The following is an 11,662-nucleotide window of genomic DNA, read 5'->3' as shown; positions in this document are numbered from 1 at the left end:
TGACCGGTCGCTTAAGGCTTGGCGCTGGAATACGGCGTTCAGCACACGGTAAGGTTTTGCCAACAGGGTATGCCGAATTGCGCCAGGAGTTGCGCGGTTTCGCACACAGGCAGGCCCACCACCGCGGAATAACTGCCATTGAGCCCGGCAACGAACACCGAACCCAACCCCTGGATAGCATAGCCGCCGGCCTTGTCCTGCGGTTCACCACTGTGCCAGTAGGCGGTAGCCTCCTGAACAGAAACCTCGCGAAAACGTACACGACTGCTTACACATCGGGTTTCGCAACGCTGGCCGTCAGTCAGGGCAATGGCGGTGAGCACTTCATGTTCTCGACCGGAAAGTGCCATCAGCATCGCCAGCGCATCGGCCTGGTCAACGGGCTTGCCCAGGATCTGGCCATCCACGATCACAGCCGTATCGGCGCCCAATACACAGGCGCCCAGGGTTTGGCCAAGCGCAATAAAACCCGCCGTCGCCTTGCCGCGCGCAAGGCGCTCGACATAGGCAACGGCAGGCTCGTTGGCAAGAGGGGTTTCATCAATAGCGGCGCTGACCACGGTGAAGGGCACACCGATCTGGGTCAACAGCTCACGTCGCCGCGGGGAGCCCGAGGCCAGGTAAAGCGAATTCATTGCAGCCTCTCCCTGTTGAGTTCGATAACCAGGCAGAGCCTCGCAACCATTCAATTGATTTTATAGCGACGACGCAGCCCGCGCAGGCCAAAACTGATCCAGGGCCACAACAATGCACTGACCAGCGCCGGCAAGACCAACGCCAGCGTAGGCTGACGGTTGCCGGTCAAGGCGCTCAGCCACAGTTGCACCAACTGCGCCAGGCCGAAGATCACCAGGATCACCAGGCACTGCTGCCACATCGGGAACATGCGCAGGCGCTGTTGCAACGACAGCACCAGGAAGGTAATCAGTGTCAGGATCAACGCGTTCTGGCCCAGCAAGGTGCCATACAGCACATCTTCGGCCAACCCCAGGCACATGGCCGTGACCATGCCCACCTTGTGCGGCAGGTTCAATGACCAGAACGCCAGCAACAAGGCCAGCCAGAGCGGGCGCAGGATTTCCATGAACTGCGGCAGCGGCGAAACGCTGAGCAGCAAGCCGATGGCGAAGGTCAGCCAGACGATCCAGCCATTGCGTGAATGAGTACCCGCCATTAGTCCCCCCTCTGCGGTGTGGTGGCCGGAGCGGCGGTCGGTTTAGCCGGGCGCGCGTTATGCGCGGCAGGTTTGGCCGGCGTTGCCACAGGTGCTGCCGGTGCAGGTGACGTGGCTGGCGCGGGTGCAGGCGGACCAACAAAAGCAGGTTTTGGCACCGTGGCCGGCACGATAGGCGCGGTGCCATTCTGCTGGTCCTCCGCTTCCTGGGCCTGGGCAGCGTCGTTAGCGCGCTCTTCCGGGGTGCGGTTGTCGCTGAACACCAGCAGCAGGTAACGGCTGCGGTTCAGCGCGGCAGTCGGTACCGCCCGAACGATAGCGAACGGCTGGCCGGAATCGTGGATCACCTCTTTGACCGTCGCCACCGGATAACCCGCCGGGAAGCGCTGGCCCAGGCCAGAGCTGACCAACAGGTCGCCTTCCTTGATGTCAGCGGTGTCGGCCACATGGCGCAGTTCCAGGCGTTCCGGGTTACCGGTGCCGCTGGCAATCGCGCGCAAACCGTTACGGTTGACCTGTACCGGAATGCTATGGGTCGTGTCCGTCAGCAACAGCACCCGCGAGGTGTAGGGCATCAACTCCACCACCTGGCCCATCAGGCCACGGGCGTCGAGCACCGGCTGACCAAGCACCACACCGTCGCGCTCACCCTTGTTGATGATGATGCGGTGGGTAAAGGGGTTGGGGTCCATGCCGATCAGTTCGGCCACCTCGACCTTTTCGTTGACCAGTGCGGAAGAATTGAGCAACTCGCGCAGCCGAACGTTCTGCTCGGTGAGGGCCGCCAGCTTTTGCATGCGCCCCTGCAACAGCAGGTTTTCAGTCTTGAGTTTTTCGTTCTCGGCGACCAGTTCGGTGCGGCTGCCAAATTGGCTGGACACGCCCTGGAAGAGACGTTCCGGCAGGTCGGTGATCCAGTAGGTCTGCATCAACACCAGCGACATCTGGCTGCGCACCGGCTTGAGCAGTGCAAAGCGGGCATCGACCACCATCAGCGCGACCGAAAGCACGGTCAGCACCAATAAGCGCACACCCAATGAGGGGCCTTTGGCGAAAAGCGGTTTAATAAGCCGCTCCTCCCAGGCAAATGTTCTCTTTATTCATACGGCATCAAACCGGCCTGGATGCAGATTGAAGAAGATAAACGCCAACAGGCAGCACTGCAAAGTGCTGCCTGCCGACGAAGCATGAACCATCCAGGCAATCTTATTCGCTGGAGAGCAGGTCCATGGTGTGTTTATCCATCATTTCCAGCGCACGACCACCGCCACGGGCAACGCAGGTCAACGGGTCTTCGGCGACGATCACCGGCAGGCCGGTTTCCTGGGCCAGCAACTTGTCGAGGTCGCGCAACAAGGCGCCACCACCGGTCAGTACCAGGCCACGCTCGGCGATATCGGAAGCCAGCTCCGGCGGCGATTGCTCCAAGGCACTTTTCACCGCCTGAACGATGGTGGCCAGGGACTCTTGCAGAGCCTCCAGCACTTCATTGGAGTTCAGGGTGAAGGCACGTGGAACGCCTTCGGCCAGGTTGCGACCGCGCACATCGACTTCGCGCACTTCGCCGCCTGGGTAAGCGGTGCCGATTTCCTGCTTGATGCGCTCGGCGGTGGATTCGCCGATCAGGCTGCCGTAGTTACGACGCACATAAGTGATGATCGCTTCGTCGAAGCGGTCGCCGCCCACGCGCACGGATTCGGCATACACCACACCGTTCAGGGAAATCAGGGCGATTTCGGTAGTACCACCACCGATATCCACCACCATCGAACCGCGCGCTTCTTCCACCGGCAGGCCGGCACCGATCGCAGCCGCCATCGGCTCTTCGATCAGGAATACTTCACGGGCACCGGCGCCAAGGGCCGATTCACGGATGGCACGACGCTCCACCTGGGTGGACTTGCACGGAACGCAGATCAGCACGCGAGGGCTGGGCTGCAGGAAACTGTTTTCGTGAACTTTGTTGATGAAGTACTGCAGCATCTTTTCGCAGACGCTGAAATCGGCGATCACGCCATCCTTCATCGGACGAATGGCAGCAATATTGCCTGGTGTACGGCCGAGCATGCGCTTGGCCTCGGTGCCAACGGCAACGACACTTTTCTGATTACCATGGGTCCGAATGGCCACAACCGATGGCTCATTCAGAACGATTCCGCGCTCGCGCACGTAAATAAGGGTGTTGGCAGTGCCCAGGTCAATGGAGAGATCGCTGGAAAACATGCCACGCAGTTTCTTGAACATGGGGAAAGGACCCTAGGCAACGCGTGGGTAAAAAAGTGCGGCAAACTCTAACAACGACAGGGATTTTGGGCAAGGCGCCAATGTGCTAAATTGGCCGACTTTCTGTGCACCAACCCCCACAATCGCGGCCTTATGACCGTAGAAATGCGGTAGTGTTCCGACAATCTAACACACGGACGCCCTCCGTTCTGTTTTCCACTGGAGAATCCCATGGCGCTTGAACGCTCCGACGTGGAAAAAATCGCACATTTGGCCTCGCTTGGCCTTAATGATGCCGATCTTCCACAGACCACCGCAGCCCTGAACAGCATTCTCGGGCTGGTCGACCAAATGCAGGCCGTGAATACCGACGGCATCGAGCCCCTGGCTCACCCACTGGAAGCCAGCCAGCGCCTGCGCGCAGACGTCGTGACCGAACGCAATAATCGCGAGGCCTACCAGTCCATCGCGCCAGCGGTCGAAAACGGCCTGTACCTGGTTCCGAAAGTCATCGACTAAAGGGAAAGAGCCTTTCATGCATCACATGACTCTGGCCGAGATCGCCCGCGGTCTCGCCGACAAATCGTTTTCTTCCGAAGAGCTGACCCAGACCTTGCTGGCGCGTATCGCCGCGCTCGATCCGAAGGTCAACAGCTTCATCAGCCTCACCGAGGAGCTGGCCCTGAGCCAGGCCAAGGCCGCCGACGCCCGTCGCGCCAACGGTGAGAATGGTGCGCTGCTCGGCGCACCGATCGCCCACAAGGACCTGTTCTGCACCCAGGGCATTCGCACCAGCTGCGGCTCGAAGATGCTCGACAACTTCAAGGCGCCCTACGACGCCACTGTGGTCGCCAAGCTGGCCGCCGCCGGCGCCGTGACCCTTGGCAAGACCAACATGGACGAATTCGCCATGGGTTCGGCCAACGAGTCCAGCTACTACGGCGCGGTGAAAAACCCGTGGAACCTGGAACACGTCCCGGGTGGTTCGTCCGGTGGTTCGGCGGCGGCCGTGGCCGCGCGCTTCCTGCCGGCCGCTACCGCCACCGATACCGGCGGTTCGATCCGCCAGCCAGCCGCCTTCACCAACCTCACCGGCCTGAAGCCGACCTACGGTCGCGTTTCCCGCTGGGGCATGATCGCCTACGCCTCAAGTCTCGATCAGGGCGGCCCTCTGGCACGCACGGCTGAAGACTGCGCAATATTGTTACAAGGCATGGCAGGCTTCGATAAACAGGACTCCACCAGCATCGACGAGCCAGTGCCGGACTACAGCGCCAGCCTGAACACCTCGATCAAGGGCCTGCGCATCGGCGTGCCGAAGGAATACTTCAGCGCTGGCCTCGACCCGCGTATCGCCGAACTGGTGCAAAACAGCATCAAAGAGCTCGAAAAGCTTGGCGCCGTGATCAAGGAAATCAGCCTGCCGAACAACCAGCACGCGATTCCCGCCTACTACGTGATCGCGCCAGCAGAGGCCTCTTCCAATCTGTCGCGTTTCGACGGCGTGCGCTTCGGCTATCGCTGCGAGAACCCGAAAGACCTCACCGACCTGTACAAACGCTCCCGCGGCGAAGGCTTCGGCAGTGAAGTGCAGCGCCGGATCATGGTCGGTGCTTATGCCCTGTCCGCCGGCTACTACGACGCGTACTACCTCAAGGCGCAAAAGATCCGTCGCCTGATCAAGAACGACTTCATGGCCGCCTTTGAAGAAGTCGATGTGATCCTCGGCCCGACCGCGCCAAACCTGGCGTGGAAGATCGGCGCCAAGACCGGCGACCCGATCGCCGAGTACCTGGAAGACCTCTACACCATCACCGCCAACCTCGCGGGCTTGCCGGGCTTGTCCATGCCCGCAGGTTTCGTCGATGGCCTGCCGGTGGGCGTGCAATTGCTCGCCCCGTATTTCCAGGAAGGCCGCCTGCTCAATGTGGCGCACCAGTACCAGTTGAATACCGACTGGCACACCCGCACCCCTACCGGCTTCTGAGGAGAACACTATGCAATGGGAAGTTGTGATCGGGCTGGAGATTCATACCCAGCTCGCCACCCAATCGAAGATTTTCTCCGGTAGCGCCACCACGTTCGGCTCCGAACCCAATACCCAGGCCAGCCTGGTCGACCTGGGCATGCCCGGCGTATTGCCGGTGCTGAACCAGGAAGCGGTGCGCATGGCCGTGATGTTCGGCCTGGCGATTGACGCCGAGATCGGCCAGCACAACGTGTTTGCGCGCAAGAACTACTTCTACCCGGACCTGCCCAAGGGCTACCAGATCAGCCAGATGGAACTGCCGATTGTCGGCAAGGGCCACCTGGACATTCCCCTGGAAGACGGCACCATCAAGCGCGTCGGCGTCACCCGTGCGCACCTGGAAGAAGACGCCGGCAAAAGCCTGCACGAAGAATTCCCGGGCGCTACCGGTATCGACCTGAACCGTGCTGGCACGCCGCTGCTGGAGATCGTGTCCGAGCCGGACATGCGCAGCGCCAAGGAAGCCGTGGCCTACGTCAAGACCATCCACGCGCTGGTGCGCTACCTGGGCATCTGCGACGGCAACATGGCCGAAGGCTCGCTGCGTTGCGACTGCAACGTGTCGATCCGCCCCAAGGGCCAGGTCGAGTTCGGCACCCGCTGCGAGATCAAGAACGTCAACTCGTTCCGCTTCATCGAGAAGGCGATCAACAGCGAAGTACGTCGCCAGATCGAGCTGATCGAAGACGGCGGCAAGGTGATCCAGCAAACGCGCCTGTACGATCCGAACAAAGACGAAACCCGCGCCATGCGCAGCAAAGAGGAAGCCAACGACTACCGTTACTTCCCCGACCCGGACCTGTTGCCGGTGGTGCTGGAGGATTCCTTCCTCAATGACATCCGCGCCACCCTGCCGGAACTGCCGCAGCAAAAACGCGAGCGCTTCCAGGAGCAGTTCGGCCTGTCGGTCTACGATGCCAGCGTCCTGGCCTCCAGCCGTGAACAAGCCAACTACTTCGAAAAAGTCGTGAGCATTGCCGGCGACGCCAAGCTGGCGGCCAACTGGGTGATGGTCGAGCTGGGCAGCCTGTTGAACAAACAAGGCCTGGAAATCGACGAAGCGCCGGTCACCGCCGAACAACTGGGTGGCATGCTGCTGCGCATCAAGGACAACACCATCTCCGGCAAAATTGCCAAGACCGTGTTCGAAGCGATGGCTGCCGGTGAAGGCAATGCCGACGAGATCATCGAGAAGCGTGGCCTCAAGCAAGTCACCGACAGCGGCGCCATCTCGGCCGTACTCGATGAAATGCTCGCGGCCAACGCCGAGCAGGTCGAGCAATACCGTGCGGCAGACGAAGCCAAGCGCGGCAAGATGTTCGGCTTCTTTGTCGGCCAGGCGATGAAAGCCTCCAAGGGCAAAGCCAACCCGCAACAGGTGAACGAACTGCTCAAAAGCAAGCTCGAAGGCTGATTGCAGTGAAATGGTCGGAGTGGAGTTTCACCTACACCCCGACCTTTTGTGGGAGCTGGCTTGCCTGCGATTCAGGCACCTCGGTGTTTCAGTTACACCGAGCCGATGCTATCGCAGGCAAGCCAGCTCCCACATTTACATCTGGGACTTCCTGACAATGAAGCGTCTACTCGGCCTCCTGGCCCTGTCCTCCCTGCTGGCCGGTTGCGCCAGCGGCCTCATCGACCCCAACGGCTACGACGAAACCGGCACCGCGTCTTATTACGGCGCCAAGCACCATGGCAAGAAAACCGCCAGCGGTGAACCTTTCAACCAGAACGCCTTGACCGCCGCCCATCGGCGCCTGCCCTTCGGCACCCAGGTCAAGGTGACCAACCTCGACAACAACCGTTCTGTCGTGGTGCGTATCACTGATCGCGGCCCGCATACCCGTGGGCGCCTGATCGACCTTTCACGCAAGGCTGCCGAGCAGTTGCGCATGCTGCGCAGCGGTACCGCACGGGTACGCGTGCAAGCCCTGAACAACTGATCGAGGCAGCCTTGAGCATTTTCGGATTGAACGCCCTCTCACCCTGGAGCCTGCTCGAACTGGTGGGCGGCCTGATCTTGCTGATCATCGGCGCTGAAATCCTGGTACGCGCCGCGGTACGCCTGGCGGCGAGCCTCAAGGTGCGGCCACTGATCATCGGCTTGAGCATCGTCGCCTTCGGCAGCAGTGCGCCACAGATGACCGTCAGTCTTCAGGCCACGCTGGCCGGCAACACGGACATTGCCGTAGGCAGCGTCATCGGCAGCAGCATCTTCAATATCCTTGTGACCCTGGGTTTGTCCGCACTGATCATTCCGCTGCGGGTCTCGCGGCAGCTGGTGCGCGTGGATATCCCGGTGATGATCGTCGCCGGCCTGCTGGTGTTTATCCTCGCCGCCAATGAAATGCTGACGCCCTTCGATGGCGCCGTGCTGCTGGTGGCGCTGGTGGCCTACCTAGGCGTATTGCACTACCAGACACGTCATTCCCGGCGCCCGCGCACTCTGGACACCGTGGCGAAGGCGCCATGGCTGAGCAGTGTGCTGCTGATGCTCGGCGGTTTGCTGGTGCTGGTGCTGGCCGGGCATTTGTTGCTCGGCGCAGCGGTGGAGGTGGCGGGCGATCTCGGATTGTCGGAGCGCGTCATCGGCCTCACGTTGATCGGCGTCGGCACCTCGCTGCCGTGCCTTGCCACGTCGCTGATCGCCGCGTTGCGTGGCGAACGGGAGATTGCCGTAGGCAACGTGATCGGCAGCAACCTGTTCAACCTGCTCGGCGTGCTGGGTTTTACCGCACTGGTGGCGCCGACACCGCTTTCGGTATCACCCAACGCCCTGGACTTCGATTTACCGGTGATGCTCGGCGCCATCATCCTGTGCCTGCCGGTGTTCTATACCGGCTATCGGGTAACACGTATCGAAGGGCTGGTGCTGCTGGGGCTGTACCTGGCGTACGGGCTGCATGTCATGGCCTTCACCACGGGCATGCCGCTGGCCAACAAGCTTGAACAATTGATGCTGTATTACGTCCTGCCAGCGTTAGTGGTTTTGCTGTTGTTCACCTCACTGCGCGCCTGGCACCGCCAACACAAGAGGGAATCGCAATGACCGAACAGAAAAAACCCGGGGTTGAAGTACGTCGCCAGGTCATGGGCGATGCGTTCGTCGACCGCGCCCTGGGTAATGCCACGGCGTTCACCCAACCGCTGCAGGACTTCGTCAATGAGCACGCGTGGGGCAGCGTCTGGAACCGCGAAGGGTTACCGCTCAAGACCCGCAGCCTGATCACCCTCGCCGCCCTCACCGCCCTCAAGTGCCCGCAGGAACTCAAGGGCCATGTGCGCGGTGCACTGAATAATGGCTGTACGGTGGAGGAGATCCGCGAAGCGCTGCTGCATTGCGCGGTGTATGCAGGGGTGCCGGCGGCGATTGATGCGTTTCGGGCGGCGCAAGAAGTGATTGAGGCGTATCAGGCGGATCAGCAGTGACTGCCAGATAGTTATCGCAGGCAAGCCAGCTCCCACACTTGAGTGTATTCACACATCCACATGTGGGAGCTGGCTTGTCGGGTCGCCGCATCGCTGCGATGGGGCCTCAACCTGCCCGCCTATTTCAGATCCAACCACCCGCCTGCAACACAAAAATCCCGATATTCGTGGTCACCGCCGCCATCAACGTGGTGATCACGATAATCGCGGCCGCCAACTCATGATTACCCTCCGCCGCCCTGGCCATTACAAAGCTCGCGGCGGCCGTGGGCGCGCCGAAATACAGAAACAGAATCCCCAACTCCGGCCCCCGGAACCCCAGCAACCAAGCGCCCAACGTGGCGATCACTGGTAGCCAGATCATCTTCATCAGGCTCGCGCTCAACGCCATGTTGCCGCTCTTGCGCAGCGCGGCCATGGACAAGGTGCCGCCGATGCAAATCAACGCCAACGGCAGCGTGGTGTCCGACAGGTACTGCAAGGACTTCTCCAACCAGCCGGGCACGCCGATCTGGAAGTACGCGAACGGCGTGGCGACGATCACGCTGATAATCAGCGGGTTGGCCAATACACTTTTGCAGATGCTCCACGGGTCGGACTTGATCACTGGGCTATAGACCGCCAGCACAATGGTCGACAGCGTGTTGTAAAAGAGGATCACCAGCGCGGCGAGGATCGCGCCCAGCGATATACCGTAGTCGCCGTACATACTGGCCGCCAGTGCCAGGCCGATGACCCCGTTATTGCCACGAAACGCGCCTTGGGCGTAGATGCCTCGGTCTTCGCGCTTGCAACGAAAGATTGCCCAGCCCCAGGCCATGGCAAAGCTCACCAAGGTGGCGACGCAAAAGTAGATCAGCAACCCCGGCTTGAGCGCCGAGTGCAGGTCGGCATGCAGAATGCCAAGGAACAGCAGCGCCGGCATGGCGACGTTGAACACCAGGGACGATGCGGTGTGGATAAAGTTGTCATTGATCCAGTTGATGCGCTTTAGAAACACGCCCAGGAACAGCATGGCAAACACCGGCGCGGTGATGGTGAGGGTGGTGAGGAAGATTGCCAGCATGCCGGGGAGAACCTTGGTGGGCGTCGTTAGTTGGCTAATGATAAGCCAGTCCGAGCGGGTTCGTGTGGGCAACGCCATTCAAATGTGGGAGCTGGCTTGCCTGCGATGGCAATATGTCAGCCGATGCACTCATAATTGATGCACCGCTATCGCAGGCAAGCCAGCTCCCACAGGTTAGCGCCTGGTCTCAGGTAATCGGCGCCGGGTTGAACAGCGTGATGTCGTTATGCAGCTTGTGCCGCTCTGCCCAGGTCTGCTTCTTGCCGCTGGCCACATCCAGATAGAAGTGGAACAGCTCCCAACCCAGCTCCTCGATACTCGCCCGCCCCGTGGCAATGCGCCCGGCGTCGATATCGATCAGGTCCGGCCAACGCTGGGCCAGCTCGGTGCGGGTGGAGACCTTCACCACCGGCGCCATCGCCAGCCCGTACGGCGTGCCGCGCCCGGTGGTGAACACGTGCAGGTTCATCCCCGCCGCCAGTTGCAAGGTGCCGCAGACAAAATCACTGGCCGGTGTGGCGCAAAAGATCAGGCCCTTTTCCTTGAAGCGCTCACCAGGGCCAAGCACGCCGTTGATGGCACTGCTGCCGGATTTGACGATGGAGCCCAACGACTTTTCGACAATATTCGACAGCCCGCCCTTCTTGTTACCCGGCGTGGTATTGGCGCTGCGGTCTGCCTCGCCCTTGGCCAGGTAACGGTCGTACCAGTCCATTTCCCTGACCAGCTCGCGGGCGACGTCCTGGTTCTGCGCGCGTGAGGTCAGCAGGTAAATCGCATCGCGCACTTCAGTCACTTCGGAAAACATCACCGTCGCGCCGGCGCGCAGTAACAGATCCGAGGCATACCCTAGCGCCGGGTTGGCGGTGATGCCGGAAAACGCATCGCTGCCGCCGCACTGCATGCCCAGGATCAACTCGGAGGCCGGCACGGTTTCGCGGCGACGCTGGTTGAGTTTTTTCAAGCGCACGTCGGCCAGGGCCATGATCTGCTCGATCATTTCAGTAAAGCCGTGGCTGGAATCCTGCAAGCGATACAGCCATGGCTCGCTCAGGTCCACGGAGCTGTCGTTATCGTGCATCACCTGCCCTGCCTGAAGCTTTTCGCAGCCCAGGCTGATCACCAAGGCCTCGCCGCCCAGGTTGGGGTTGCGCGCCAGGTTGCGCACGGTGCGGATGGGGATATAGGCATCCGTCGCCGTAATCGCCACGCCGCAGCCGTAGCTGTGGGTCAGCGCCACCACATCATCGACATGCGGGTACTGGGGCAGCAACTCGTCCTTGATGCGCTTGACCGCATGGTCCAGCACGCCGGTCACGCATTGCACGGTGGTGGTAATGCCGAGGATATTGCGCGTGCCCACGGTGCCGTCTGCATTGCGATAGCCCTCGAAGGTAAACCCCTCCAGAGGCGCCTGGGTTTCAGGCACCTCGGTGGACAGCGGCAAGCTGTCCAGCGGCGGTGCGGTGGGCATGCGCAACTGGTCCTCCTGCACCCAACTGCCGCGCGGAATCGGCGCCAGGGCATAACCGATGGTCTGGCCGTAGCGAATAATCTGGCCGCCCTCGGGGATGTCTTCCAGGGTCACCTTGTGGCTTTGCGGGATGAAATCCACGGTGACGAGGCCGTCGGGAAACTCGGTACCGGCGGGTACCCCTTGATCGTTCACCACGATCACCACATTGTCGCGCTCGTGCAAACGGATCGAGCGCGGCGAGTCGGCATGTTCAATCAACTGCAT

General features: G+C 61.2%; 12 protein-coding genes. 6 read left to right on the top strand and 6 right to left on the bottom strand.

All coding sequences use genetic code 11. The features are described 5' to 3' along the window. Positions 1-38: 38 nt before the first annotated feature. The 4 genes from JMV15_RS00225 to mreB all read right to left on the bottom strand — a co-directional run bounded on the left by JMV15_RS00225 (position 39) and on the right by mreB (position 3,418). Positions 39-635, bottom strand: a complete 597-nt coding sequence (locus JMV15_RS00225) for a Maf family protein (RefSeq protein ID WP_020301268.1) — start codon at positions 633-635, stop codon at positions 39-41. 50 nt (positions 636-685) lie between these two features. After that, positions 686-1,174 carry a rod shape-determining protein MreD gene (gene mreD, locus JMV15_RS00220; RefSeq protein WP_003188558.1) on the bottom strand — a complete coding sequence of 163 codons (489 nt, stop codon included), beginning with the start codon at positions 1,172-1,174 and terminating at the stop codon, positions 686-688. Further along, positions 1,174-2,241, bottom strand: a complete 1,068-nt coding sequence (mreC, locus tag JMV15_RS00215) for a rod shape-determining protein MreC (protein ID WP_201491305.1) — start codon at positions 2,239-2,241, stop codon at positions 1,174-1,176. The genes mreD and mreC overlap by 1 nt, the downstream gene beginning before the upstream one ends. Positions 2,242-2,380: 139 nt before the next feature. Beyond that, positions 2,381-3,418: a rod shape-determining protein MreB gene (mreB, locus tag JMV15_RS00210; protein ID WP_002555108.1), complete on the bottom strand. Its 1,038-nt coding sequence runs from the start codon at positions 3,416-3,418 to the stop codon at positions 2,381-2,383. A gap of 210 nt (positions 3,419-3,628) precedes the next feature. Here mreB and gatC point away from each other — a divergent pair, with 210 nt between their 5' ends. The 6 genes from gatC to JMV15_RS00180 all read left to right on the top strand — a co-directional run bounded on the left by gatC (position 3,629) and on the right by JMV15_RS00180 (position 8,855). Next, positions 3,629-3,916: an Asp-tRNA(Asn)/Glu-tRNA(Gln) amidotransferase subunit GatC gene (gene gatC, locus JMV15_RS00205; RefSeq protein ID WP_003188556.1), complete on the top strand. Its 288-nt coding sequence runs from the start codon at positions 3,629-3,631 to the stop codon at positions 3,914-3,916. Positions 3,917-3,932: 16 nt separating this feature from the next. Further along, entirely contained in the window at positions 3,933-5,384 is a 1,452-nt protein-coding gene (gene gatA, locus JMV15_RS00200) for an Asp-tRNA(Asn)/Glu-tRNA(Gln) amidotransferase subunit GatA (RefSeq protein ID WP_014716920.1), read from the top strand. Between the two features lie 10 nt (positions 5,385-5,394). Further along, positions 5,395-6,840 (top strand): Asp-tRNA(Asn)/Glu-tRNA(Gln) amidotransferase subunit GatB, encoded by a 1,446-nt coding sequence (gene gatB / locus JMV15_RS00195; RefSeq protein WP_005784800.1) that lies wholly within the window; start codon positions 5,395-5,397, stop codon positions 6,838-6,840. Between the two features lie 157 nt (positions 6,841-6,997). Beyond that, entirely contained in the window at positions 6,998-7,369 is a 372-nt protein-coding gene (locus JMV15_RS00190; protein WP_014716919.1) for a septal ring lytic transglycosylase RlpA family protein, read from the top strand. Between the two features lie 26 nt (positions 7,370-7,395). Beyond that, on the top strand, positions 7,396-8,475 hold the full coding sequence (locus JMV15_RS00185) for a calcium/sodium antiporter (protein ID WP_014716918.1): 1,080 nt from the start codon (positions 7,396-7,398) through the stop codon (positions 8,473-8,475). Further along, a complete protein-coding gene (locus JMV15_RS00180; RefSeq protein ID WP_034126296.1) occupies positions 8,472-8,855 on the top strand; it encodes a carboxymuconolactone decarboxylase family protein in 384 nt (127 codons plus the stop codon). Before JMV15_RS00185 ends, JMV15_RS00180 begins: the two co-directional genes overlap by 4 nt. Positions 8,856-8,979: 124 nt before the next feature. Here the strand turns inward: JMV15_RS00180 and JMV15_RS00175 are convergent, their stop codons facing one another. Further along, on the bottom strand, positions 8,980-9,921 hold the full coding sequence (locus tag JMV15_RS00175) for an AEC family transporter (protein ID WP_038448924.1): 942 nt from the start codon (positions 9,919-9,921) through the stop codon (positions 8,980-8,982). Between the two features lie 187 nt (positions 9,922-10,108). Then, complete coding sequence (gene garD, locus JMV15_RS00170; RefSeq protein ID WP_019816962.1) at positions 10,109-11,662, bottom strand: galactarate dehydratase; 1,554 nt, start codon at positions 11,660-11,662, stop codon at positions 10,109-10,111.

It is taken from the genome of Pseudomonas paracarnis, from assembly GCF_904063055.1.
In the GTDB taxonomy this organism is placed as follows: domain Bacteria; phylum Pseudomonadota; class Gammaproteobacteria; order Pseudomonadales; family Pseudomonadaceae; genus Aquipseudomonas; species Aquipseudomonas paracarnis.
Note: the sequence above shows the minus strand (reverse complement) of the source record. Positions and strands in the feature narration are given on the sequence as shown.

Excerpts from the sequence above, each read along its gene's own strand:
- JMV15_RS00225 (WP_020301268.1), bottom strand. The coding sequence starts at position 635 with ATGAATTCGCTTTACCTGGCCTCGGGCTCCCCGCGGCGACGTGAGCTG.
- mreD (WP_003188558.1), bottom strand. The coding sequence starts at position 1,174 with ATGGCGGGTACTCATTCACGCAATGGCTGGATCGTCTGGCTGACCTTC.
- mreB (WP_002555108.1), bottom strand. The coding sequence starts at position 3,418 with ATGTTCAAGAAACTGCGTGGCATGTTTTCCAGCGATCTCTCCATTGAC.
- gatC (WP_003188556.1), top strand. The coding sequence starts at position 3,629 with ATGGCGCTTGAACGCTCCGACGTGGAAAAAATCGCACATTTGGCCTCG.
- gatA (WP_014716920.1), top strand. The coding sequence starts at position 3,933 with ATGCATCACATGACTCTGGCCGAGATCGCCCGCGGTCTCGCCGACAAA.
- gatB (WP_005784800.1), top strand. The coding sequence starts at position 5,395 with ATGCAATGGGAAGTTGTGATCGGGCTGGAGATTCATACCCAGCTCGCC.
- JMV15_RS00190 (WP_014716919.1), top strand. The coding sequence starts at position 6,998 with ATGAAGCGTCTACTCGGCCTCCTGGCCCTGTCCTCCCTGCTGGCCGGT.
- JMV15_RS00180 (WP_034126296.1), top strand. The coding sequence starts at position 8,472 with ATGACCGAACAGAAAAAACCCGGGGTTGAAGTACGTCGCCAGGTCATG.
- JMV15_RS00175 (WP_038448924.1), bottom strand. The coding sequence starts at position 9,921 with ATGCTGGCAATCTTCCTCACCACCCTCACCATCACCGCGCCGGTGTTT.
- garD (WP_019816962.1), bottom strand. The coding sequence starts at position 11,662 with ATGCAGTTGATTGAACATGCCGACTCGCCGCGCTCGATCCGTTTGCAC.